This is a genomic window from Clostridioides sp. ZZV14-6009 (assembly GCF_020658095.1).
Lineage (GTDB): Bacteria > Bacillota > Clostridia > Peptostreptococcales > Peptostreptococcaceae > Clostridioides.
The window spans coordinates 74665-98981 of record NZ_JAGWDG010000004.1 but is presented as its reverse complement, the minus strand read 5'-3'; the positions used below and the strand labels follow the sequence as shown (position 1 = coordinate 98981).

Genomic DNA, 24317 nt, shown 5'->3' with positions numbered 1-24317 from the left:
ATTTAATAATACAATAATAAAGCTGTCTTTTACTAGAAAAAATCCTATTACAAGACAGCTTTATATTTATATTTAAATCTTTAATAATTCATAAATAGAAAGAGCATATATTTGAGCAGCTTTTACAATATCTTCTACTATCAAATGTTCATTAGCTTGATGCTCTGTTTCTGGTTTCCCTGGGAAAATAGCTCCAAAGGCAACACAATTGTCTAAAGCTCTTGCATAAGTTGCTCCTCCAGATGAAAGAGGTGTTCCATCAAGACCAGTTTCCTCTTCATATACTTTTCTCAATGTTTTAACAAGAAGTGTATCTTCTGGAACATAAATTGAATCCAAGAAATCATATTCTTTATAATCTAAATTATATTTATCTGTTATTTTCTTTAGTTCTTTTACAAAGTCATCTTTTTTATATGTTACAGGAATTCTTACATCAATTCCAGCAAATTCTTTTTTACTATCGATAGTTACTTTACCTATATTTACTGTTAATTTTCCTGACACATCATCCTTGCAATTAGGAACTATATTGTTTCCATTAGCATCTTCACCAATAACTTCTGCTAAAAACTTAATTATATTAGAATCTATCCCTATATTATTAAGAGCTATACAAAGTCTAGCTACTGCATTTATACCAGTATCACTGGCTGCTGAATGAACACTTTTTCCTATTATACATATTTTATTTCCTTCAACAGTGTATTCAAAACCTAATTTATCTAATTCTTTTTTTAACTCATCAGAATATTTTCCAATATAAACTGCTTTTCCTGGAACTGCATTTAAAGCCTTCCCAACTGATAATTCTATATCACTTTTACTATCACATGTTAAATGAACTTGTAAAAGACCTTTTTCTGCATTTGTTATTGGGAATCTAGAATCAGGAGTAAATCCATAGTCTGGTACGTCTTCATTATTTTCTTTGTATTTATTTATACATCTCCAAAGATTTTCTTCATCAGCTCCAAAAATAAATCTTATTCTCTTATTTAAATCTATATTTAAATCCATAAGAGCTTTTACTGCATAAATTGCTGATATTGTAGGTCCCTTATCATCTTGTGTTCCTCTTCCATATAATTTACCATCTTCTAAAACACCTTCAAATGGAGGATAATTCCAGCTTTCTAAGTCACCTTCTGGAACTACATCAACATGACCAAGTATACCTATCATTTTTTCACCTTGTCCTATTTCTGCATAGCCATAATATCCATCTTTATATACTGTTTTAAACCCTAAAGATTTACATAAGTCTAAAATACCTCTTAAAGCCTTATCTATATTTTCCCCAAATGGGAAATTTTCAGTTGGCTCAGATATAACACTAGGTATTTTTACACTTTCTTGTATTGAAGAAATCATTTCATCTTGTAGGGAACTTACTTTTTCTTTAATTTGTTCTTTCATAATTATCACCCTTCAATTCTCATCATAATATACTAGTAAATATTTTGACCTTTTAAAAGAAAAATATGCTTACTTTTTTAGTTTTTTTATAAATTCAATTGCTTTTAAAGTACCCATTTTAGAATGGTCAAATGTAAGCCCTCCTTGGAAATAAACATTGTAAGGAGGTCTTATTGGAGCATCTGCACTTAATTCTATGGAAGAACCTTGTATAAATGCTCCTGCTGCCATTATAACTTCACTTTCATATCCAGGCATATCCCAAGGCACAGGTTTAACATAAGAATCAACTGGAGCAGCTTCTTGTATTCCTTGACAAAAACTTATGACTTCATCACCACTATTAAGTCTAACACACTGAATAATATCACTTCTTAAATCATCATATTTTGGCAATACATCATATCCTAATTTTTCAAAAGCTCTTGAACAAAATATAGCGCCCATTACAGCTTGAGATACTACATATGGTGCTAAGAAAAATCCTTGAAGAACATTTCTAGTAGTTCCAAAGGTAAGACCACATTCTTTACCTATTCCAGGAGAAGTCATTCTATATGATATAAGTTCAATTAAATCTTTTCTACCAGCTATATACCCACCTGTTAATGCAAGTCCACCTCCAGGATTTTTTATTAGAGAACCAGCCATAACATCTGCTCCAACATCAGTTGGTTCTTTAGTATCTAGAAACTCACCATAACAGTTGTCAACCATTACTATAACTTCTGGTTTAACAGATTTTATTACATCAATGGCTTCCTTTATATCACTAATTGAAAGTGATTTTCTCCAAGAATACCCTTTTGACCTTTGTATCATAACAAGTTTAGTTTTATCATTTATTTTTCTTTTAATTCCTTCTAAATCCAAATTTCCATCTTCTAAAAAATCTACATCATCATATGTAACACCATATTCTTTTAAAGAACCTTTTTCTTCTCTTATACCTATAACACCCTCTAAAGTATCATATGGTCTTCCAGTAACAGATAGAATTTCATCTCCTGGTCTGACTATTCCTTGTATACATAAAGTAAGTGCGTGTGTTCCATTTACAATTATTGGTCTTACAAGAGCATCTTCTGTATTAAAAACTTTGGAATAAATTTCCTCTATTTTTTCACGTCCAATATCATTATATCCATATCCTGTGGTCCAATTAAAATGCATGTCACTTAATTTAGATTCTTGCATAGCTTTTAAAACTTTATATTGATTGTATTCTCTTATTTCTTTTATTTCCTCAAACTTATATTTTATATCTTCCATTGTTTCTTGTGATAGTTTAAAAGTATCTTCATCTACACCATAGTAATCTTTCAGTAATTCTTTTGTCTCATTAAGCATTTTATCACCTGTCTCTTTGTTATTTTATTTAAACATGTCAAAGGAGACTATTTTACTAAAACAAATAAATTATAGTTTATAAGTTAGCATAAGTCTCCTTTTAATTATCTTAAATTAAATTAATTATCTATTGTTATTGTTGTTATTATTATTATTATTTTGATTTTGATTAGTTAAATTAATATATTTACCAGGTTGTATAGTCGAAACAGCATGTTTATAAATCATGTTTTGTTGTCTATTGTCCCCTTCTATCAATATTATATAACTGTCAAATCCTTTTACAAGCCCTTTGACTTGCACTCCATTGACTAAATATATAGTAACAGGTATCCTTTCTTTCCTAGCATTATTTAAAAACAAATCTTGTAAATTTAAAACTGTATTTTTCATTAGATTTGTACCCTCCCAAGATTAAATTGAACATCTAAAATATTCCTATCTTATATTCTATATAAGTTATGGTAAATTTTCAATATGAAGTTGTATACTTAAAAATTTATATATATTATTTTATAGAATTTTTAATATATATAATTATTTCATTTTTTAATAAATCTATATCTTCATATTTATCCAAATCAAACCATTTTGCCGTTTCATATCTTTTAAACCAAGTTATCTGACGTTTTGCATACCTTCTAGAATCCCTTTTTATTATTTCAATGGCTTCTTCATATGTATATTCTCCATCTAAATACTTCAATATCTCTTTGTATCCTATACCTTGCATTGATATCATGTCTTTTTTAAATCCCATGCTTAAGAGTTTTTTAACTTCTTCAACCAAACCACTCTCTAGCATAATATCAACTCTCATATTTATTCTTTCATACAAATGCTCTCTATCTCTATTCAAAACTATTATTATAGGTTGATAATCGTCATTAAATTTTAAGTCACTTGAAAAGTCATTCATTTTCTTACCGCTTAGACAAACTTCAAGCGCTCTTATAACTCTCTTTGTATTGTTTTTATGAATTCTATCAGCAGCTTCTTCATCAAGTGATTTTAATTTATCATGCATGTAATCTATTCCATTCTCAAGAAGTTGTTTTTGAAGTTCTTCTCTTAATTCATTGTTAGCATCAGATTTTGCAAAATCCATATTGTATATTAAAGAATTCAGATAAAGACCAGTTCCTCCAGTCACTAAAACACACTTTCCTTTTTGATTTATTTCAGATATATATTTTTTTGCTCTTTGTTGAAATTCTGAAACTGAAAATGGATAGTCAGGTTTAACCTCATCTATAAGATAATGCTTTACTCCTTGCATTTCCTCTGAAGTAACTTTTGCACTTCCAATATCCATATATTTATATATTTGCATAGAATCTGCTGAAATTATCTCTGCATCCATATCTTTTGCTAACTTTATTGACAAATCAGTCTTTCCAACAGCAGTTGGACCTGTAAGTATTATAAGTGGTATTTTTTTCATAACATTCCTTTCCATATATTCTAACTATCCAAAATATTTTACATAATTCTTTTAAACATTTTTTCTATTTCGGTCTTAGAAATTTCAACCATTATTGGTCTTCCATGAGGACACGTAAATGGATTCTCACAATTTTCTAATTGTTCCAATAAGCTTTTTATCTCAATATCATATATTTTATCGTTTGCTTTTATTGCAGATCTACATGCCATTGATGCAAATCTCTCACCTTTTAAATCATAATTACTTGTAATCTCATCTATATTATCAATTATTTGAAGTATAAACTTTTCAGTTTCTGGAATTCCAAATATAGTTGGAACACATCTTATCATTACATGATTGTTGCCAAAAACTTCTAATTCAAAACCAAATTTCATAAATAACTCTAAATTATTTTCAATTTGAAGCATGTCTACATTTGATACTTCAAGAATTACTGGGTCTAAAAGTATTTGCATATTGATATCTTGTCTATAGAACTTATCCATATATCTCTCATACAAAACTCTTTCATGTGCAGCATGTTGGTCTAGCAAATACATAGAATCATCTTTACTTAGGATTATATAAGTATTAAATACAACCCCAATTACAGAATATCCATATAAGGAAAATTTACGTTTTGAATTAGTTAAATACTCCTCTTCGCTGTCTTTAATACTTTTTTCTAAATAATGACTGTCTTCATTTTTAGAACTATCAATTTGTTTAGGCCCATCAACTTGAAATTCTTCTTGTATATTGTCATTTACAACCTCTTCTCCTAAATAACCCGTATTTTTTAATTCATTTTCTATATTTGCATTTAAAACTTCACTTACAGAAGGAAATTCATCTATTAGTTTTTCACTTGATAAACTTACAACTTCAATAAATTCATCTTTCTCTTTAGTTGTATTATTATTTTTTGAATTAGCTTCAACGAAATTATTATTTTTAAATTCATAATCTATACTTTTTTCTCTATTATTAATAGCAATTCGAGGCTGCGTTTTCTTATCATTATACGTAGCATACTTTCCAATAAGGTTAGAATGTATTAATTTAACTTTTAAAAAATCTCTTAGTTCTATATACACTTCTTGTTCTTTTTCAAATTTAACTTCAAGCTTATTAGGATGTATATTTACATCAATACATGCTGGTTCTACTTCTATATTTAAGAAACAAACAGCATGTTTACCTATTGGAATTATAGATTTATAACTTTCAGTTATTGCATCTATAATTATTTTACTTTTTACAAACCTTTTATTTATATAGATATGTTGCAAATTTTTATTGGAACGATAGATGTTATTATTTCCTATATATCCATCAATTTTAAAGTGATTGCATTTAAATTCTATATTTATTAGGTTTTCTGTTATTTCTTTTCCATATATACTCCTAATAGTATTTATAAGCTTTCCATCACCTGGAGTATTTAACATTTGTTTATTATTATTTGTATATTTAAATTGGACATTAGGATTGCCTATTGCAAGCTTATTTATCAAATCACTTATGTTTATAGTTTCTGCATGAGTAGATTTTAAAAATTTCTGTCTTGCTGGTGTATTAAAGAAAATCTCTTTTATAATGATTGTTGTACCATTAGTAGAACCAATTGGCTCCTTTGAGACTATTTTTCCACCTTCTACAAATATTTTCGTTCCAACCATTTCATCCTTGGTCTTAGTAATCATTTCTAATTTTGATATAGCTGAAATAGATGCTAATGCTTCTCCTCTAAATCCAAGAGAGTACAAATCATATAAATCATCAATTTTTTTTATCTTACTAGTAGCATGTCTTAAAAAGGATTTCTCAACTTCACTTGAAGGTATTCCTATTCCATTATCTGTGATTTTAATTAAAGTTTTTCCTCCATCAATGATATCTATAGAAATCTTATTTGCACCTGCATCAATAGAATTCTCAATTAATTCTTTTAATGCAGAAGATGGTCTTTCTACTACTTCTCCAGCTGCTATTTTATTTATAGTCAAATCATCTAGGATGTTAATTATATTTTTCATTTTTACACCTCTAAGATTTTATTTCTTTTGCTTTTTTTTGAAGACTGTAAAGAGAATTTATAGCATCTAATGGAGTCATATTTAAAATATCTAAGTTTAAAATTTCTTCTGACAATACATCTCTCTTTACACTATCAAAAGATATTTGAGTTAGTGCAACTTCCTTTACAGAATCTTCTTTATTAATTTCTTCTTTACTATCCTTTTTCTTCATTGAACTAACTTCATCGTTTAATGTTTTAAACTTAGAATTTAGTTTATCATAATCCTTTTTCATGTGTTTATAGTCTTTTACTATAAGCTCATGTTCTATTTTTAGAGATTCGTATTTATTTTTAAAATTGCTCTGATTTACCTTAAGCAGTTCTTCATCTAAATCATTATTAATCACAGTAGTTTTTTCTTTATCTCCATTTATTGCGACACTGTTATAAACATGATTTTTTTCCAAATCCTTAAGTATATATTTTGCTCTATCTATGACTTCATCTGGCAATTTAGCTAATTTAGCAACATAGATTCCATAACTCTTATCTGCACCTTGAGGAATTATTTTTCTTAAAAATATTATTCCCTCTCCATCTTCTTTAACTGCTATTGAATAATTTTTAACCTCTTTAAATTCTTCTTCTAAATCAGTAAGTTCATGATAATGTGTTGCAAATAGTGTCTTACATCTAATATTCTTTTGAATATATTCTACTATTGACCATGCTAAACTTATACCATCATAAGTACTGGTTCCACGTCCTATTTCATCTAAAATAACTAAACTTCTTTCGGTAGCATTTTTTAATATAAGAGAGACCTCATTCATCTCTACCATAAAAGTAGATTGACCTTGAGATAAATCATCACTAGCCCCTACTCTTGTAAATATTCTATCTAATATTGGTACATTAGCATATTCTGCTGGAACAAAAGAACCTATATGTGCCATAAGTGCTATTATAGCAGTTTGTCTCATATATGTTGATTTACCAGACATATTAGGACCAGTTATTATGTTAATGATGTTTTCTCCACGATTTAAATATGTATCATTTGGAACGAAATTTTCTTCACCTACTATATTTTCAACAACTGGATGTCTACCATTTCTTATATCAAGTTTATTATTTTCGTTTATCTGTGGTTTTATATAGTTGTTCATGTGAGCAACGGTTGCCAAAGATACGAAAACGTCTATATTAGCTATAATCTTAGCTACTTTTTGTATTCTGTCTATATTTTTATATATAGTATCTCTTATACTTACAAATATCTCATATTCTAGAGATTTAATTTTCTCTTCAGCATGTAGTATCTTTTCTTCTATTTCTTTTAACTCTGGAGTTATATATCTCTCTGCATTACTAAGTGTCTGCTTTCTTATATATGTCTCATCTAGTTTTGCTTGTTTAAAGTTGGCCTTTGTTATTTCTATATAATATCCAAATACTTTATTAAATCCTATTTTTAATGATTTAACTCCTGTTTTTTCTCTTTCTCTATTTTCTATTTCTTTTACAAGAAAAGCACCATTTTTAGAAATATCTCTCAATTCTTTAAGTTCATCACTAAAATCAGATTTAATTATATTCCCATCTTTTATAGTTATTGTAGGTTCTTCCAAAATGGCTTCATCTATTAAACTGTATATATCATCCAACTTGTCCATTTTTGATACATACTCTTTTAATCTATTCGCATTTGATAAGTCTATTGTGTCTTTTAGATTTGGTAATTTTTCTACTGAATTTTTTAAGTGAACTAATTCTTTTGGTGTTACTCTTTCAAATGCTATTTTCCCACATATTCTTTCTATATCATATATATTTTTAAGTATATCGTTTAAGTCTTCTCTTAGTATAAAATCATCTTTTATTTCTTCTATTACATTTAATCTATTTTCAATTTTAGATTTATTTATCAGAGGCTCTTCTACATATTTTCTTAGAAGCCTTCCTCCCATTGCAGTAGATGTTTTATCTAAAACATGTAATAGTGAACCTTTCTTTTTGTTTCCTCTTATAGTCTGAGTAAGTTCTAAATTAGTTCTAGTAAACATATCTAATACCATGTACTCTGATGAATTGTATATATTTATATTGTTAATATTGGATGTTATCTGCTTTTGAGTGTTATATATATAATTTAGAAGAATTGATAAACTCGATTTTATAAGACCCTTATCATCAAACTTTAATTTTTGTAGATAAACATCTGGAAAATATTCTTTTAATATATTTATATCTAAATAGTTGTCACTAAAACTTTCATTTATGTATATGTTGCTTACAGTAGCTATATCTCTAAGTTTTTCTATAAAATTCAAATCATTTACAATTATTTCTGTAGGATGAATTTTTGCAATTTCTTCTATTACTTTATCTTCATTTAGATAAGTTGCATTAGTTTCTCCTGTACTTATATCTACATAAGTTAAACCTATATTGGCATCATCTTTGTATAAAGATAATAAATAATTATTTTTTTTATTTTCAAGTAGATTTCCATCTAGAACTGTTCCAGGAGTAATAACCCTTATGACCTCTCTCCTAACAATTCCTTTTGCAGTAGATGGGTCTTCCATTTGCTCACCTATTGCTACTTTATATCCATTTTCTACTAACTTCGATATATATGAATTGGCTGAGTGAAATGGCACTCCACACATAGGAGCACGTTCTTCTAAACCACAGGCTTTCCCTGTTAATGCTATTTCAAGAGCTTTTGAAGCTACTAATGCATCTTCAAAAAACATTTCATAAAAATCTCCCAATCTAAAAAACAGTATACAATCTTTATACCTATTTTTTACTTCAAGATACTGTTTCATCATAGGAGTTAATTTATTCATATCTATTTGCATTATTAAACCTCCTTCTTTTCTAATTAAATATTATATCATAGTAGATGATTATTATTAACATAATATATAAAATTTTGACGTATAACTAAAAAACAATCCAAAATGCTAATTGCACTTTGGATTGTTAGGTTTAATAATCACTAAGTAAAAACGTATAGAATTTTATAATAAAGATATTATCTCTTTTTTCAGTTTAATAACATTTTCAAGATTATCTTCATTTATATTTCTATTATCTATGATAAATTCTTTTTTTACTATTGATGGTTTTTTTGAGATAACATAGATTCTATTTGATAACATTATAGCTTCATCAATATCATGAGTTATAAGAAGTATCGTTGAATTTACTTTTTTCTTAACATCTAAAAGCCATTTTTGCATAGATGTTTTAGTTAATGAATCGAGTGCACCAAAAGGTTCATCTAAAAGCATTATGTCATTAGAATTTATAAAAGTCCTCAAAAAATTAGCTCTTTGTCTCATACCTCCGGAAAGTTCTGCTGGATATTTATACTCATATCCTTCCAAACCAAAAACCTCAAAATAGTGTTTTACCATAGACCTAGCTTTGCCCTTTTTTTCTTTTTTTAGTACCAGTGGAAGAGATACATTATCTATTATAGTTTTATATGGTAAAAGTAAATCTTTTTGATACATGTAACTATAATTACCATTTATGTTTACCATACCACTATTGTAGTCTGTCAATTGAGTTATGATGTTAAAGATAGTACTTTTTCCACATCCGCTTGGCCCCAATATAGAAACAAATTCGCCTTCATAAACATCAATACTTATATCTTTTAAAACATCTACATCTTTATATGTCTTTGATACATTTTCTATAGATATTTTTGCTTTTTTATTGTGGTAAGAATTCATTTGTGTAAGCATCACTTGCCTTCATATCCTTATCTATTAATTTATATTCTTTTAAGAATGATGTATAGTTATTCCATACACTATCTTTCATTTCGCCCCATCTTGGTGCATCATCTTTATATTTACTTGCTAAGTATTCTTGACTCTTTATTGCTAATTTTTCATCTACTTCAGGAGCATGCTTTACTAAAATTTTTGCAGCATCTTCAGGGTTTTTTATTGCATATTCATAACCTTTTGTTGTAGCTTTTAAGAATTTCTTAGCAAGTTCTGGGTTGTCTTTAAGCACAGTATCATTAGAAATTATAAGTGGTGTATAATAGTCTAATCTTTCATCTAAGTCTTTTACTGGTATAAAGTTTAAATCATAATCAATTAAATTAGCTTTAACTACATCCCAACCTTCAAATATCCATGCAAAATCTACAGTTTTCATAGCTGCAAAGAAATCATCTTGACCAGTATTAACTATTTTTAATTTATTAAAGTCAGCTCCATTTTTATTCATAACTGCTTTGAAAACAGCTTCTTCTGATGGAGAACCCCAGCCTCCATAAGTTTTTCCTTCAAAATCTTTTGCTGTAGTTATATTTTTTTCTTTTGGAGATGCAAATCCAGAAGTATTGTGTTGTATAACAGTCGCCACAGCTTTTATTGGAAGTGGGTCTTCACTAGTTTTTGCATAAGTGACTTGCTCTTGATAACTTATACCAAAGTCAGCTTTTCCTGTTGCTACTAAAGTCTCAGCTCCACTTTCAGGTGGTTGTACTATTTCAACATCCAAGCCTTCTTCTTTATAGTAACCTTTATCAAGTGCCACAAATAATCCAGTATGATTCGTATTTGGTGTCCAATCAAGTACAAAAGTCACTTTTTTAGAAGAAGTATCTTTACTATTTTTTTTGTCTTTATCACTATTATTTCCAGAAGAACATCCAGTTATTGTTGCTAATATAAGAGCACTTACTAAACCTAATATTCCTAATTTTTTGAAATTCATAATATCCTCCCTCAAATACATTTAATCTTCTAATCTATGTTTTATAACAACTTTTTTTATAGCTTGTACAATTCCTACAAATATTAAACTAAATATAACTACTAATATAGTAGATGCAAATACTTTATCAAGTGCATATGCACTTTTTGACCTTAGCATATAAACACCAAGACCTTTAGTTCCACCTAACCACTCTGCAACAGTTGCTGCCATTACAGCATAAGTAGCCGATATTTTAAGTCCAGAAAAAAATTTATCCATTGACATAGGAAATTTAAGATGAATAAAAGTATTAATCTTATTTGAATTCATAGTCTTAAACAAATTTAAATAATCTTTATCAATATTCTCAATACCATCTACAAAACTTATTAATATAGGAAAAAAACAAGTAAGCGTTACCATCAATATTTTTGGCATTGTCCCAAAGCCAAACCAAATCATAAAAAGTGGAGCTATTATTATTGTAGGTATCATTTGAGTCACTAACATAATAGGATAAAGACATTTTTTTATTATCAATACAAAATCCATTAATATTCCAATTATTAAAGATATTATTATTGCAACTATAAATCCAAATATTGCTTCCCCTATAGTAACCATGGCATGCATGGATAAATTTTGATAATCTTTAAAAAATACATTAATTATATCTATTGGTGTAGGTAGTATATATTGAGGAACCTTTAAAACTTCTACCACAGATTGCCAAAAAATAAGTATAAACAAAAATGTTGCTATTGGATATATACTATTTTTGACTTTATCTATGATTTCTAAGTTTCTCATCTATAGTTAAACCCCCAGCTTTTTCATCTACTCTAGCTACTGTTATAACTCTTTCACATCCAAGATTAAAAGGGATTTTATGCACTTTTTTTAGGAGTTCAAAAACTTCATCAAAATCACCTTCAACAGTAGTACTCATTGCTCCTATTTCACATTTAAGACCGCTGTTTTCAATTTCTGCTATACAAGCATCTACTACTTTATACATTTCTTCTTCACCTTTGTAAGGTCTTAGTGGCATTACTGCTATGTCTGCAATTACCATTTAAATCACTCCTTTTAAAATAATTAATACCTACTAGGTATATTTTGTTTTTTATTAAAATATTTAATAGATAAAAACATAGTATATTTAAATAAAATAAAAGTCTTATCCAAAATAGGATAAGACTTATTTTTATCTTTACTGGTCTCCCTACACTGGCATTATCCAAACAGGTTCAAAGGGTCGAGATAAAATCTCCTCTCAGCATATTAGCTCCCCGAAATATATTATATCTTTTCTACTTGATTATACTACACTTATTATATTTTAACAAATTTTTTATTTATATTATATATTTTATCTGTATTAAAATTTACAAAACTATATAATAGTTTATGATTTATTATCTTTATCCTCACTAATTTTTTAAAATTTCAGTAACCCTCTTTTACTTACTATAACTTTATTCTGTCGATACTATTATTTTTGATATAATAGATTTTTATACACATATATTGATTATCTATACTCTTTTTAATATATTGACCACTTCTTGTTGATTAAGTTTGTGTTACTTCATCAATATAATTCAAATAAATTAATAATATAAATTTACAGTTCCTTTTACACAATAAGCTTTATTACATAATTTACTTGTATGTTTTATTTTTAAAGGACAAAATAACTTTTATATTTAATTTTTTTAGTTTATATATTGAAAAACAAAACGTTTTCCTGTAATATTATAATCGTAGAATAAAACTAAATAGGCAAAACTAGAGAAATTTAGTGACGCAAAGCTATAGGGACTAACACTTATAAAATAAGTTATGTCAGCCAGTTGCCAAAAAGATATTTTCTTTTTGTTTTTTATGAAAGTTTTTTAGGGGGATAAATAATATATGTTTATGAATAAAGTAGATAGATGTACACATATACTAACTGCCTATATATGCAGTTCATATGATTACTGTAATTTTATAGATACGCAGTTAAACGATTTTATACTAGAGTATGGTGAAAATGTTGTGGAATCTTGTTTACATCAAGTAATGGTATTGGTAAGTAAGTATAATTAAATGGATTTTATTTTCTAGAAAACCCTTTTTAGTTTTATCTACATTTTAAATGTATTGTTAATAGAAAATTGATTAAAAAGAAGATGGCATTAATAAAAAATTAGCAAGTAAAGGTAAAGCAGAAACACTAGAAGAACTTCTCAATCAATTATGTAGAGAAGTTTTGGAAATTAGTTCATATACATTTAATTGAAGGTTCAATCGTTTTTAAAAGATAAATTTGAACTAGTTTCTAAAAACTTATTTTTATTTAAAAATATCTAATAAAAACCCTTAGAATGTATTTATTTGGATTCTAAAGGCTTTTTTTCTAAGTATAATCCATAAACTAAATTTTAAGACTTATTGTTTTAATACAGATAAATTATATAAAAATGTATTTTTTATTTCTTGTACAGCTTGGATACTAATTTAAATAGTTTTAGATAGATTGTAGCCTAATTTAATATCACAATACAAATTCTTACTTTTAGATATACTCTACTATAGAAATTTTATTTATTTTTGTTTTTCTTACTATCTAATACTACTCCAATAAGTAACCCAAGGGATAAGCCAATAGATAAATTTTTAAATACTGAACCTAAAATAACACCAAAGCATAATCCTAATCCCAAATAACTTATACTTTCATTTTTCATATCTTTTACTCCTTCAAATTCCTATTTATCTATATTATATTAAAATAACCTGTATTAATCAAATCGTACACTAAAGTAGATGTTTTTGTATACACTCACAAGGAATACTAGCATCTAAAGACTTATTTAAAGATATCTAGTAAAAATGCCCTTAAAATCCATTTATTTGGATTTTAAGGGCATTACTTTCATTTAAAATACAATAAAAACTAAATTTAACTGCTGGTTGTTCTTTATACACTAACTGAATATCATATCCTTCACTATTTTTCTTTATTTCAAATTTATCATTCTTTTTAGGTAGTATCTCTAGTACACCATCTTGATACTTAGATTTATCTACTTTTAAGTCTATACCAAAGTCTTTTCCATTAAAACAAGCATATGAGGAAACTTTTTCATCTTTCATAAATACCATCTTAATTCTATTATCATTTTCTATATCTATAAGATTTTTCCATTTATAGCCAACTATATAGTACATCTTTTCAACACTAGTATCATTGCTAAATAAATAAGCTCTGTCCCATTTGAATTTACTTAATGATGACAAATTCACTTCGCTCTTTTTATCATTTAACTCATGTAAATTTATTATCAAATCACCAAAATTTTCTAAACTTTTATCTTCTTCTAGCTTAGTTAACTTTGAATATTTATCTTGTACTTTCCAAGTATTATCATCTTTTTCTAATTCAAATGTTATTTTTGATATACAAGAGTTATGGCTGCCTGGTTGTGTAACTATTACATTTTCACCTTTATTATTTGTATAATCATGTTGTTCAATTTCCTTATGAGTATGGCCCGCTACTATCGCATCAATTCCAGCAACTTCTTTAGCTAGTTCTTGTATTCTATTACCTGGATTTTTAGGCTTTTTAGGTTTTTCTCCACTATGTACTACGGCTAATAGTATATCTGGATTTTCTTTTTCTTTTATTTCCTTCACCCATTTTTTAGCATCTTCTATTATATCATTCATATATAAATCCTGGTATGTAACCATATCTTTTAAATCTCTGGACTTAGCCTTAATTTTATTTCCGTTTTCATCAAAATCCCATCCTTCTCCGACTTCCTTGATTGTAAGACCAAGTATACCAAGCTTAACTTCACCATCTTTTGTTTCAATTGTCTTTATTGTGTAAGGTTTAACATAACTTGAACTGTTACTATTATATGTATTTGCAGATAAAACTTCTATATTTTCACTATTAAATTCATTTATTATTTTATCTAAATTTTTTTTAGAACTAGAAACAAACTCATGATTACCAAGTACTACTGCATCATATTTAACTTCACTCATTTGTCTAACTATAGGTACTTCTTTTTTAATTACTTCATCTTTTTCGTAAGCATCTCGAGCCTCACTAAGATATTGATTCATTGCCCCTAAACCATCTGAATCATAAAAATCTCCTGCATCTACTAATGTTATATTAGAGTCTTTTTTTCTTTCTTCGTTTATTTTTTCAGCTATGTTATATGTAACTTCTCCATGTAAGTCTGTAGTTGCTAATATATTGATTTTAGTGGTTTTCTCCTCCTTAAGATTAGTACACCCTGTAAATATCATTGAAATTGAGATTAAACATAAACTTAATACTTTGCCTTTATTTTTAAAATTCATTTTATCCCCCCTATAAAACTAAATATACATAAAGTATAGCAGTTATTTATTTCAAATTTATTAAAAATATCTTACAATTAAAAGACTTATTAGTTCCCTAGAAACTTATTACTTTATCTTAGTATATTTTTGAAATTTATGAGGAATTAAATCATATGCTATTATAAAAAAATTAAGTATCAAAATAAGTATTAATAATCTAGATAAAAAACCTAAAGGTATTCCTTTATAATTTGTAAAAATTGGCGCAACAAATATACTTGAAAGATATATAACTAAATAGTATATAAAACGATAAATACTTCTTTTCACTCTATATGTGGTATTACATTTTTTACATCTAAGTTTTCCTGTAAATATATTTTTAAATCTATCTATAATAGTAAAAGTATAACTGCACTCTAAACAATTTTTCATAATAAGTCTCCTTTTTATTCTATTGTACCAAAGATATTAGTGAATTTTATAATGAAAAGGTTATAATCCAACTAATCTCTAAAGACATATTTGAAATTTGTTTTGATACAATAAAAAAGCTCCAAAATAATTAAACTTATAGAAGCTTTTTAAATAAAATATTTATTTAATATACATTATCTAAGCGTGATTGAAACAATTTTTACATTTTCTGTAACAACTTCTTGAGTTAGTCTTTTCTTTATCCTTGCAATTTTTACTCTTTGACCTATTGCTTTGAAATCAAGTTCTTTCATCCTATGTACTTCTCCTTCATTATTAGTATTCTATAACATTATAACCTTTCAAAAAGTGTATTATAATAAATTATTAAATTAATTTATATATTAGTTGAAAACTTTTTAATCTACAGTTATAGTAAAAGATTTTTCTTTCCCTGTATTTACTGGCATTGGAGCCTCTAAAGAATGTTTAACTGGATTTGATGCAATTGAATCAAATTTAAAATATGTAATCAATGAGAATAAACATAAAATTATTGCCATTAAAATACCTGTTCTATTTTTTTCATTAAACATATTAGATACTCTTTTTTTATATCTGATTTCTTATGTAATCTGGCTACAAATTTATTTGAAGAATTTAAATCTTTTTTCATTGCATTTATAACAGTCAAAGCATACTCTTTTTTATCTTCTATACTACGATTTTTTAAAACTCTTTCATCACAATAAAGTTCACAATCTAAATCTATAATCTTATCCATAATGTACATAAAAGGATTAAACCAATATACTATTTTTAAAAATAATACTAGATATTTAATACAAAGGTCTTTACTCTTAAAATGCATCAGCTCATGTCTAAATATCCATTCCAGTTCTTTTAGTGTATAATCATATGGTGGTAAAAGAATACATGAATTAAAAAATGAGGGTGTTTCAACTTCATGAGAATATTTAATTTGTATATTTTTGTTTATATTAAGTTCTTTTAATAAATTACTATAAAGATTGTTTATGTATTTGTCATCAACCTCATAAGACAAATCATCTATCAGATTTTTAAGTTTAATATATTTCCATAAAGTAGAAATCAAATAAAATATTGTAATAGTAGCCCAAACAGAAACTAAAATCATAGTACACAAAGTAGAAAGATTGTTAAAACCTTCTAGATTTACCTTATTAATATTCTCTTGATATTTAAATTCATTAAATGCAAAAGTATAATATGTAAATGGTAACAATAGCTTAATAATAACAATAAACCATATATAGTAGTTAAATCTTCTACTAAAAATTTTAAAAATAGTCATTCTAAAAACTAATAATAGAACCGTAAATAAACTACTTACTAAAACTGTCCTAAGAAAATCGTTTAGAATCGAAAGCATAAATTTTCACCACCCTTATTCTAGAGTGAATTGCGGAATATTTGAAAAACAAACAACACTCTAAAAATATGAACAGAACTATGGCTCTTTTAATACAAAGAACCATTTGTTGATTTAATTATTGATGAATGTCAGTCTCAATATGGAGTGAAGTACGATGAAGAGTTTCCTGAAATTATGATATATTCCTTACCTACTCCATTTTATATTGACCGCCCAATAAATCATGAACTTATGAAAAAAACTATCATTAAGGGTCTAAAAAAACTTGAATCCGTTGGGGCAAACTTTATTGCGATGCCATGCAACTCAGCTCATATATATTTTAAAGAATTGAAAGAATCAATAAGTATTCCATTATTAAATTGTAGAAGAAACTGTTAAAGATTTACCTTCTACTCCACAAAAAGTAACTCTACTTTCAACAAGTTCAACATTTGAATCTAAAATTTATCAAAAAGGGATAACAGATGCTGGTCATAAATTTATATTTAAAGATGAATGGCAAAAAAAGATAAATGCTCTTATCCAAAATATAAAAGCAGATAAGAATAATCCACAAAATATCAATATTTTGAATGAACTTCTAGAAAGTGTAAAATTTGAATCTATTGGAAATATAGTAATTGCTTGCACTGATTTAAATGTTGTCTTAGAAAAGATACAACCATCAATTAATATTATTGATTCGTCAAAATGTTTAGCAGAGTCAGTTATTAGGAAATATTTAGAATTAGAAAAATAGAATTCACTCTATTTTTAATTCATAAATATTTTAGATAAAGTATTCATAAAAAAGTAAAGTGGTAAGATTATCTTACCACTTTACTTTTTTATGAATACTGAATTTTTTATTTTTGATGATGATTCTAAAGTAAAATTCACCTTAAATGAGATTGTAAAAATAAAAAAATGAATGTCAGTTAAAGTAAAAATATATTTTTCAATTGAATGTCAAAAAACTATTTTATAATAACTTAGTTTAAACATTGCTAAAATTAAATACTTTAGTATTTGTTAATACTTGTTAATATATATTTATTGATTTATTATATAATAATATAGATATTACTATATATTGAATTAGATAAATATAATTATATATATATTGTTATTGTCGGAATTTAATTCTATATTTTTTAATAATATTATTTTAGGAGGAAAAAATGATAAACAATATTAAAAATAAATTTAAAGATTACAAACCATATATAAACGGTTATGAAAATATGAAAAGAGCATCTGTATTAATTCCAATAGTAGAAATAAATAACATACATCATATATTATTTGAAGTTCGCTCAAAAAATTTAAAGCATCAACCCAATGAAATTTCTTTTCCAGGTGGAAAAATAGAGTCTAACGAAACTCCTTATGAAGCCGTTATTAGAGAGACATGTGAGGAACTTGGAACTTTTAATGACAATATAGAAGTTATAGCAAGTCTTGACTTACTTATAACGCCTGTAAAATTTATAATACATCCCTATTTAGGATATATAAAGAACATCAATAATTTAAATATAAATAAGGGTGAAGTTGACCATACTTTTTTGGTACCTATAAAATATCTTTTAGAAAATCCTCCAAATACCTATAATAATACAGTCAAAGTTTTTCCTGATGAAAATCTTCCATATGGTTCAATTCCAAATCAAAAAGATTATAAATTTGAAAGTGGAAGTTATCCTGTTCTATTTTATAAATATAAAGATTATGTAATTTGGGGAATAACAGCAAAGATATTAGAAAATTTTTTAAATTTCTTATCAGAATAATACTTGTATTCAAATACTCAAATTTTTATATACGAAGTTTTTAAAATTTTCTAAATTTAAAATTCTAAAAAAGATATGAAATTATATTTTATACTTGATTATTGTTCAATTATTATTACACAATTTTTGATACAATTTCAAGCTAAGCACTATTTATTAATATCACACTATAAATAAATTATAGTATGATAATATATCTAATAAGATTAAGATATGAAATAAATGATTTTAATGTATGTTTATGGTAAAATATTAATAAACAAGTAAACTGATAAATCAGAGTATATGGAGGTGCTTATAATGTTTGCAGTAGGATTCACAGTTATAATTGCAATTGCCTCTTTCATTTTAAGTATATTGTTATTTAATGGAAAAGCAAGTATGTTATTAGCAGGTTATAATACTATGAGTGATAAAGAAAAAGCTCGATATGATGTAAAAAAACTATGTAGAAGTTCTAGTATTGTTACTTTTATTGTATCTATAATGTTATTTATCATGTCATTTTTGGGATATAGAGTAGAGAGTGGACAAATGGATGAAAAAAAAATGCTTCCATTTGCTGTAATATTTATAATAGTTATACTTGCTAGTGTGCTTTTCAACATCTATTACTCTAATAAGAAATGTAAAAAATAAAAATTAGTAAGTAGCAGTTAATTGTGAAAGATTGACTGCTTTTTTATGTCTATTAGATATTTTAGCATTTAAAAAGCTCTATAAAAAATAACATATATAAACTTATAATGGTATAGTTGCCTTTCCTGCATGCCCATAGTCTATTATATAATATTTTAGTATATATAAAGAAATACTAAATATAGTTAGGTAAGCTTTGATAAAATAGAATAAAAAATAGATGTACAATTAATTTACATCCTATATCAAATTTATTTTTATTTATAATAGAAACTGAAATTAGCATAATATATATGATATGTTCTTAAAATTAAAAAATTTAATATATTTTGTTTTATAGTACATCTATTTCAATTGGTTTACATAATTTTATTATTTTATACAGTATTAATCATTTACTAGTACACCATTCAATGAAAATGTTCTAGGTTCAGTGATTTTAACCATAACTAATTTTCCAATTAAATCATCACTTCCACCTTCAAAATTTACAAGTTTATTTTGTCTAGTTCTACCAGCAAATTTATTTTCATTATTTTTGCTTCTTCCTTCGACCAAAACTTCAACTACTCTATTTTTATATTCATCATTTATCTCTGCTGAGATTCTATTTACTGCTTCTAATACTCTATTAAATCTTTCATGTTTTATTTCTTCTGGTATCTGATTTTCCATTTTAGCAGCAGGAGTTCCCTGTCTCTTAGAATAAATAAATGTAAATGCTGAATCATATCTAACTTTTTCAACCACATCTAGAGTATCTTCTAAATCTTCTTCTGTTTCTCCTGGAAAACCTATCATTAAGTCTGTTGAAAAAGCAATATCTGGAACTTCTTTTTTAGCCTTTTCTATTATTTCTAGATAATATTCCTTTGTATAATGTCGATTCATTTTTTTTAGAAGACTACTACTTCCACATTGTATTGGTAAATGTAAAAATTCACACACCTTGTCACAATCTCTAATTGCATATATCACCTCATCAGATATGTCTTTAGGATGAGATGTCATAAATCTAACTCTTTCAATTCCCTCTATATCATTAACTTTTCTTAAAAGTTCTGAGAATGCAACTGGATTTTCAAGTGTTTTTCCATACGAGTCTACATTTTGTCCAAGCAAAGTTATTTCTTTTGTTCCATTTGAAACAAGCTCTTTTATCTCGTTAATTATATCTTCAGGTATTCTACTTCTTTCTCTTCCTCTTGTATATGGAACTATACAATAGGTACAGAAATTATTGCATCCATACATTATATTTACAAATGCTTTTAATTCAAATTTTCTATTACTTCTAAGACCTTCTATTACTTCTCCATCTACATCCCATACATCTACTAACATCTTGTCAGAATTTATTGATTCTGTAAGTAATTGTGGAAATTTATATAGATTATGTGTTCCAAATACAAGGTCTACATGTTTGTATTTTTTTCTTAGTTCTTCTACAACATGTGGTTGTTGCATCATACATCCACACACAGCTATTTTCATGTTTGGATTTTTTCCTTTTAGATGCTTTAACTGACCTAAATTTCCATACACTTTTAGCTCTGCATTTTCTCTTACTGCACATGTGTTATATATTATTAGATCACTTTCTTCAACTATCATTGACATTTGGTATCCCATTTCTTCTAACATTGAACAAAGTTTTTCTGAATCATGTTCATTCATTTGACATCCAAAGGTTTGAGTAAACACGAGTTTTCTCTTTCCTGTTCTGTTGAAGTACTCTTCATTTTGTCTGTGTATTTGTTCTATATATTTATCTTGTTCTTGTATTTTCTCTATAGGTATTGTTACTTGTTTTCTTTTACTCACGTCTATTCCTCCTAGTTAATTTCTTATATTACACATAACCTTAATTATATCAAATAAGAAAAATCTTTTAAAGGTATTATTAAAGTTTTAAGTATAATAAAAGACAGCTCAATGCTGTCCTTGATTATACTTTACTTTTATATAAAAATAGATTTTAAATCAATCCATTTACAATTCTACAAAATATATTTCTATTGATATCTAATAATGTACTCAGTTTATACTATACAAGTATATTAAATTAATCTTATTTAAGAAAATGAAATAATTATAATGTCTTTATAAAATAAACTTTTTATCATATCAAATAGATTTTAAATAAAATATTATAAATCATATATCTAATCAAATTTTAACTTTGGTAACTAACCCTTCTTATTGATAAATTAACAATCTTGAATAAAAATATTCCTGCAACTAAATTTATTAAAACAGTTGGTAATACTATTGTTAAGAATAAAGCTGCAAAAGAAGCTCCTGGAAGACCAACTATAGCTTGAGCAGCTAACAAAAAGATTGCTCCACTCACAAGTGTTCCTATTGGCATTATAATTGAAACTACTATAGTATCCTGTGTTTTTTTGGATAAGTTTTTTATAAAAGGCATTCTATAGCTAACATATATTAATAAAAATACTATATTTGCTGTAAGGGTTTTATCTATTATATTAGGAACTTGACCTCCTGGGAAACTTGATGTAAGCGCTGTAAATATACCTGTTACTATTCCTGCTATTAAGCAAGTTTTATAGTCATCTCTATTTAAAACTAATATTACAAATAACATTGTTAGTGGTATATCTGGTTTCATTGGTAATCCTATAGCAGGTGTAATTTGATGTATTAGTAATCCTATTGCTAAAAGTATTGCATTTAAAGTTAGTTTTTTTGTATTTGTTTTCATTTCTGTATTTCCTCCTAATTTTTTAATTTTTAATTTATTTTTTTGCCAGTCTTCTAAATCATCCTCTTTAGCTTTAGAAATTCATAACATCTATTTCACCACCTTCTACATATCGAATTTTTCGTAAAATAAAAAAACTCCGTCCTAAATTAATAGGACGGAGATTATCCGCGTTGCCACCTAAATTATATAAAAATTTAATATAAAACTCAATTTATATATATCTCATTATCAGGTACTTACATACCCTATTCGCTATAACGTGCGACTGACGATAAAGTCTACTCTCAAAAATATGATTTTGATTTACTCCTCTAAGGCCCATTCATCAAATTTTTTCTTGCCAAGATTCCACCATCCTTAGCTCTCTATATTGAACCTAAATTTAACTACTCTTCCTTGTCATAGGATTTAATTTATTATATATTGTTTTACCATTAAAATAATGATATTACTTTTCCTAAAAAATGTCAATATATTTTTATAATTTTTTAAATATACTTCTTCTAAAACTATTTTCTAAAAAATAATACTAATAAAAATCAATACTAATTTCTTTCTTAAAATTTTATACCTAATTCCAACTTTTTAAATTTTATTTTCAATAATTTAATTCATTTTCCTATCATTTATCTAGCTCTTTTATGTAATTTTTGAATTATTCTTAATAAAACTCTACTAATTCTATTTTTATATTTTAATAAAATCTTTTCTTATTTCTTTTAATGAATATTACTATTACTATAGCTATAATGATAAATATCACTATTACTAACAATATCAACTTTGATATTATACTGTGTCTTTTTATATTTCTGTTACTATGTTTATTTCTAATTCCACTTCTATACCTTCTATTACTTGTACTTCGTTTTTTTAGTTTTATTTTACTTTTATTTGACCTACTACTTCTATGTCTTTTTCTAGATTTAATAGTCCTAAACTTAGCATTACTAGATGTATAGTTCGTTTGTGTTGAGTAAACAGATGTACTAAAATCGTTAATAATTTCAGCTTCTACTTGAAGTGGATTTACAATACTGATTAACAGTAAAAAACATATGATTACCCTAATCAATTTTTTCTTTTTTTTCATTTCTTTTCCCCTCATAAAAAATTTATATCTATTTTATTATAATATATACTCACTCAAAAACTACAAATTTTTTCAAATTTCTAATTTATTTTATATTAGATATATTTTTTTATTAAAAATACTTCTAATAATATTAGAAAAATATTAAAATTTGACTATATTTTTTATATGTTTTTTCACCCTTATTCTTCATCCAACTAGAACAGTAGGACTTGCACAAATAAAAGTAAGTAATAAATTCCTTTTTTACACTTCTCAATCAACAGAGGAATGTTCAACAATACTATACTATCATTAACATTGGAGTTAAAACTAAAATTTTACAATTCAGATATCTCTTCGACAATCTCTTTGACAGACTTATTAGAAACATTAATTTTAGTTGTTGCTAATCTTTCATACAATGGTAAATAGTTGACACTTCTTTCTATTACATCAGTAAAACGCAAACCTTCATCTACATCTCTCTTCAACCTTTTTCTCAGTACAGTTTCATCACAAATTAAAGAAATCTTTATTATTCTATAATCCGATATATCTAGACAAGATATAATAGTATCAATAATACTTTGTTCATGCATTACCCAACAGAAAATAATATTCTCAAAAGCACTACATTTTATAAAGTTATTCAACAATGAACAAATATTTGAAAGAACCATTTTTTTCGTTTCACCAGTAATTTGAAATGGATGCATATCCCAACACCAATCACCATCAAGAAAAACACTATTTTTCAAGATTAATTTTAGAGACTGGCATACTGTTGTTTTGCCTACTCCCATTGTACCACCAATAATATAAATATTTTTCATTCATTTCACCTTTCAAAGTTCAATTTATTTGTTAGTCATATTTTATCACATCAACATATAAAAATCATACTTTAACATCTATCATATTATTCACACCATATACAATTGCTTTGTTGTCT

General features: G+C 26.2%; 22 protein-coding genes, 2 pseudogenes, 2 riboswitches and 1 other annotated feature. Of the genes and pseudogenes, 4 read left to right on the top strand and 20 right to left on the bottom strand.

The window, feature by feature from the left end:
- Positions 1–72: 72 nt before the first annotated feature.
- From KGF36_RS07745 to KGF36_RS07700, 10 genes are all read right to left on the bottom strand, one after another.
- Complete coding sequence (locus tag KGF36_RS07745; protein WP_227828010.1) at positions 73–1419, bottom strand: M20 family metallopeptidase; 1347 nt, start codon at positions 1417–1419, stop codon at positions 73–75.
- A 69-nt stretch (positions 1420–1488) separates the two neighbouring features.
- Positions 1489–2769: a methionine gamma-lyase family protein gene (locus KGF36_RS07740; protein WP_227828009.1), complete on the bottom strand. Its 1281-nt coding sequence runs from the start codon at positions 2767–2769 to the stop codon at positions 1489–1491.
- Positions 2770–2892: 123 nt separating this feature from the next.
- A complete protein-coding gene (gene hfq / locus KGF36_RS07735; protein ID WP_169466998.1) occupies positions 2893–3162 on the bottom strand; it encodes an RNA chaperone Hfq in 270 nt (89 codons plus the stop codon).
- A gap of 115 nt (positions 3163–3277) precedes the next feature.
- The gene (gene miaA, locus KGF36_RS07730) at positions 3278–4213 is read right to left on the bottom strand and encodes a tRNA (adenosine(37)-N6)-dimethylallyltransferase MiaA (protein WP_227828008.1); all 936 of its coding nucleotides are present in this window, start codon (positions 4211–4213) and stop codon (positions 3278–3280) included.
- 38 nt (positions 4214–4251) lie between these two features.
- The gene (gene mutL, locus KGF36_RS07725) at positions 4252–6237 is read right to left on the bottom strand and encodes a DNA mismatch repair endonuclease MutL (protein ID WP_227828007.1); all 1986 of its coding nucleotides are present in this window, start codon (positions 6235–6237) and stop codon (positions 4252–4254) included.
- Between the two features lie 10 nt (positions 6238–6247).
- Positions 6248–9091 (bottom strand): DNA mismatch repair protein MutS, encoded by a 2844-nt coding sequence (gene mutS / locus KGF36_RS07720; RefSeq protein WP_227828006.1) that lies wholly within the window; start codon positions 9089–9091, stop codon positions 6248–6250.
- A gap of 162 nt (positions 9092–9253) precedes the next feature.
- On the bottom strand, positions 9254–9988 hold the full coding sequence (locus KGF36_RS07715) for an ABC transporter ATP-binding protein (RefSeq protein ID WP_227828005.1): 735 nt from the start codon (positions 9986–9988) through the stop codon (positions 9254–9256).
- Positions 9957–10976 carry an ABC transporter substrate-binding protein gene (locus KGF36_RS07710; RefSeq protein WP_227828004.1) on the bottom strand — a complete coding sequence of 340 codons (1020 nt, stop codon included), beginning with the start codon at positions 10974–10976 and terminating at the stop codon, positions 9957–9959. Before KGF36_RS07710 ends, KGF36_RS07715 begins: the two co-directional genes overlap by 32 nt.
- Positions 10977–10997: 21 nt before the next feature.
- On the bottom strand, positions 10998–11768 hold the full coding sequence (locus tag KGF36_RS07705) for an ABC transporter permease (RefSeq protein WP_227828003.1): 771 nt from the start codon (positions 11766–11768) through the stop codon (positions 10998–11000).
- Complete coding sequence (locus tag KGF36_RS07700) at positions 11743–12033, bottom strand: MTH1187 family thiamine-binding protein (RefSeq protein ID WP_227828002.1); 291 nt, start codon at positions 12031–12033, stop codon at positions 11743–11745. Before KGF36_RS07700 ends, KGF36_RS07705 begins: the two co-directional genes overlap by 26 nt.
- A 130-nt stretch (positions 12034–12163) precedes the next feature.
- A riboswitch (TPP riboswitch) is annotated at positions 12164–12263 on the bottom strand.
- Positions 12264–12732: 469 nt separating this feature from the next.
- Positions 12733–12822: riboswitch (cyclic di-GMP riboswitch) on the top strand.
- A 53-nt stretch (positions 12823–12875) separates the two neighbouring features.
- Here KGF36_RS07700 and KGF36_RS07695 point away from each other — a divergent pair.
- A complete protein-coding gene (locus KGF36_RS07695; protein WP_227828001.1) occupies positions 12876–13052 on the top strand; it encodes a hypothetical protein in 177 nt (58 codons plus the stop codon).
- Between the two features lie 494 nt (positions 13053–13546).
- Here KGF36_RS07695 and KGF36_RS07690 read toward each other — a convergent pair whose 3' ends face one another.
- From KGF36_RS07690 to KGF36_RS07665, 6 genes and pseudogenes are all read right to left on the bottom strand, one after another.
- Positions 13547–13693, bottom strand: a complete 147-nt coding sequence (locus KGF36_RS07690) for a hypothetical protein (RefSeq protein ID WP_227828000.1) — start codon at positions 13691–13693, stop codon at positions 13547–13549.
- A gap of 151 nt (positions 13694–13844) precedes the next feature.
- Positions 13845–15329, bottom strand: a complete 1485-nt coding sequence (locus KGF36_RS07685) for a metallophosphoesterase (RefSeq protein WP_227827999.1) — start codon at positions 15327–15329, stop codon at positions 13845–13847.
- 108 nt (positions 15330–15437) lie between these two features.
- Positions 15438–15746, bottom strand: a complete 309-nt coding sequence (locus tag KGF36_RS07680) for a hypothetical protein (RefSeq protein WP_227827998.1) — start codon at positions 15744–15746, stop codon at positions 15438–15440.
- A 197-nt stretch (positions 15747–15943) separates the two neighbouring features.
- A pseudogene (locus KGF36_RS07675) lies at positions 15944–16042 on the bottom strand (XRE family transcriptional regulator); the annotation flags it as partial.
- 105 nt (positions 16043–16147) lie between these two features.
- Positions 16148–16324, bottom strand: coding sequence for a hypothetical protein (locus KGF36_RS07670; RefSeq protein WP_227827997.1), 177 nt, complete (start codon positions 16322–16324; stop codon positions 16148–16150).
- Positions 16291–17142, bottom strand: a complete 852-nt coding sequence (locus tag KGF36_RS07665) for a M56 family metallopeptidase (protein ID WP_227827996.1) — start codon at positions 17140–17142, stop codon at positions 16291–16293. Before KGF36_RS07665 ends, KGF36_RS07670 begins: the two co-directional genes overlap by 34 nt.
- A gap of 177 nt (positions 17143–17319) precedes the next feature.
- Between KGF36_RS07665 and KGF36_RS20345 the strand changes: the two are divergent.
- From KGF36_RS20345 to KGF36_RS07650, 3 genes and pseudogenes are all read left to right on the top strand, one after another.
- Positions 17320–17887, top strand: a pseudogene (locus tag KGF36_RS20345) (aspartate/glutamate racemase family protein).
- A 421-nt stretch (positions 17888–18308) separates the two neighbouring features.
- Positions 18309–18920 (top strand): NUDIX hydrolase, encoded by a 612-nt coding sequence (locus tag KGF36_RS07655; RefSeq protein ID WP_227841444.1) that lies wholly within the window; start codon positions 18309–18311, stop codon positions 18918–18920.
- Positions 18921–19220: 300 nt separating this feature from the next.
- Positions 19221–19559 carry a DUF3784 domain-containing protein gene (locus KGF36_RS07650; RefSeq protein WP_227827994.1) on the top strand — a complete coding sequence of 113 codons (339 nt, stop codon included), beginning with the start codon at positions 19221–19223 and terminating at the stop codon, positions 19557–19559.
- A gap of 387 nt (positions 19560–19946) precedes the next feature.
- Here the strand turns inward: KGF36_RS07650 and miaB are convergent, their stop codons facing one another.
- The 4 genes from miaB to KGF36_RS07630 all read right to left on the bottom strand — a co-directional run bounded on the left by miaB (position 19947) and on the right by KGF36_RS07630 (position 24198).
- Positions 19947–21383 (bottom strand): tRNA (N6-isopentenyl adenosine(37)-C2)-methylthiotransferase MiaB, encoded by a 1437-nt coding sequence (gene miaB / locus KGF36_RS07645; RefSeq protein ID WP_227827993.1) that lies wholly within the window; start codon positions 21381–21383, stop codon positions 19947–19949.
- 352 nt (positions 21384–21735) lie between these two features.
- On the bottom strand, positions 21736–22287 hold the full coding sequence (locus tag KGF36_RS07640) for a tryptophan transporter (protein WP_227827992.1): 552 nt from the start codon (positions 22285–22287) through the stop codon (positions 21736–21738).
- 150 nt (positions 22288–22437) lie between these two features.
- Positions 22438–22702, bottom strand: a binding site (T-box leader).
- 282 nt (positions 22703–22984) lie between these two features.
- Positions 22985–23383: a hypothetical protein gene (locus tag KGF36_RS07635; RefSeq protein WP_227827991.1), complete on the bottom strand. Its 399-nt coding sequence runs from the start codon at positions 23381–23383 to the stop codon at positions 22985–22987.
- A gap of 320 nt (positions 23384–23703) precedes the next feature.
- Positions 23704–24198, bottom strand: a complete 495-nt coding sequence (locus KGF36_RS07630) for an AAA family ATPase (protein ID WP_227827990.1) — start codon at positions 24196–24198, stop codon at positions 23704–23706.
- Positions 24199–24317 lie beyond the last annotated feature (119 nt).

Coding starts and splice junctions, on each gene's coding strand:
- KGF36_RS07745 (WP_227828010.1), bottom strand. CDS start 1,419: ATGAAAGAACAAATTAAAGAAAAAGTAAGTTCCCTACAAGATGAAATG.
- KGF36_RS07740 (WP_227828009.1), bottom strand. CDS start 2,769: ATGCTTAATGAGACAAAAGAATTACTGAAAGATTACTATGGTGTAGAT.
- hfq (WP_169466998.1), bottom strand. CDS start 3,162: ATGAAAAATACAGTTTTAAATTTACAAGATTTGTTTTTAAATAATGCT.
- miaA (WP_227828008.1), bottom strand. CDS start 4,213: ATGAAAAAAATACCACTTATAATACTTACAGGTCCAACTGCTGTTGGA.
- mutL (WP_227828007.1), bottom strand. CDS start 6,237: ATGAAAAATATAATTAACATCCTAGATGATTTGACTATAAATAAAATA.
- mutS (WP_227828006.1), bottom strand. CDS start 9,091: ATGCAAATAGATATGAATAAATTAACTCCTATGATGAAACAGTATCTT.
- KGF36_RS07715 (WP_227828005.1), bottom strand. CDS start 9,988: ATGCTTACACAAATGAATTCTTACCACAATAAAAAAGCAAAAATATCT.
- KGF36_RS07710 (WP_227828004.1), bottom strand. CDS start 10,976: ATGAATTTCAAAAAATTAGGAATATTAGGTTTAGTAAGTGCTCTTATA.
- KGF36_RS07705 (WP_227828003.1), bottom strand. CDS start 11,768: ATGAGAAACTTAGAAATCATAGATAAAGTCAAAAATAGTATATATCCA.
- KGF36_RS07700 (WP_227828002.1), bottom strand. CDS start 12,033: ATGGTAATTGCAGACATAGCAGTAATGCCACTAAGACCTTACAAAGGT.
- KGF36_RS07695 (WP_227828001.1), top strand. CDS start 12,876: ATGTTTATGAATAAAGTAGATAGATGTACACATATACTAACTGCCTAT.
- KGF36_RS07690 (WP_227828000.1), bottom strand. CDS start 13,693: ATGAAAAATGAAAGTATAAGTTATTTGGGATTAGGATTATGCTTTGGT.
- KGF36_RS07685 (WP_227827999.1), bottom strand. CDS start 15,329: ATGAATTTTAAAAATAAAGGCAAAGTATTAAGTTTATGTTTAATCTCA.
- KGF36_RS07680 (WP_227827998.1), bottom strand. CDS start 15,746: ATGAAAAATTGTTTAGAGTGCAGTTATACTTTTACTATTATAGATAGA.
- KGF36_RS07670 (WP_227827997.1), bottom strand. CDS start 16,324: ATGTTTAATGAAAAAAATAGAACAGGTATTTTAATGGCAATAATTTTA.
- KGF36_RS07665 (WP_227827996.1), bottom strand. CDS start 17,142: ATGCTTTCGATTCTAAACGATTTTCTTAGGACAGTTTTAGTAAGTAGT.
- KGF36_RS07655 (WP_227841444.1), top strand. CDS start 18,309: ATGATAAACAATATTAAAAATAAATTTAAAGATTACAAACCATATATA.
- KGF36_RS07650 (WP_227827994.1), top strand. CDS start 19,221: ATGTTTGCAGTAGGATTCACAGTTATAATTGCAATTGCCTCTTTCATT.
- KGF36_RS07640 (WP_227827992.1), bottom strand. CDS start 22,287: ATGAAAACAAATACAAAAAAACTAACTTTAAATGCAATACTTTTAGCA.
- KGF36_RS07635 (WP_227827991.1), bottom strand. CDS start 23,383: ATGAAAAAAAAGAAAAAATTGATTAGGGTAATCATATGTTTTTTACTG.
- KGF36_RS07630 (WP_227827990.1), bottom strand. CDS start 24,198: ATGAAAAATATTTATATTATTGGTGGTACAATGGGAGTAGGCAAAACA.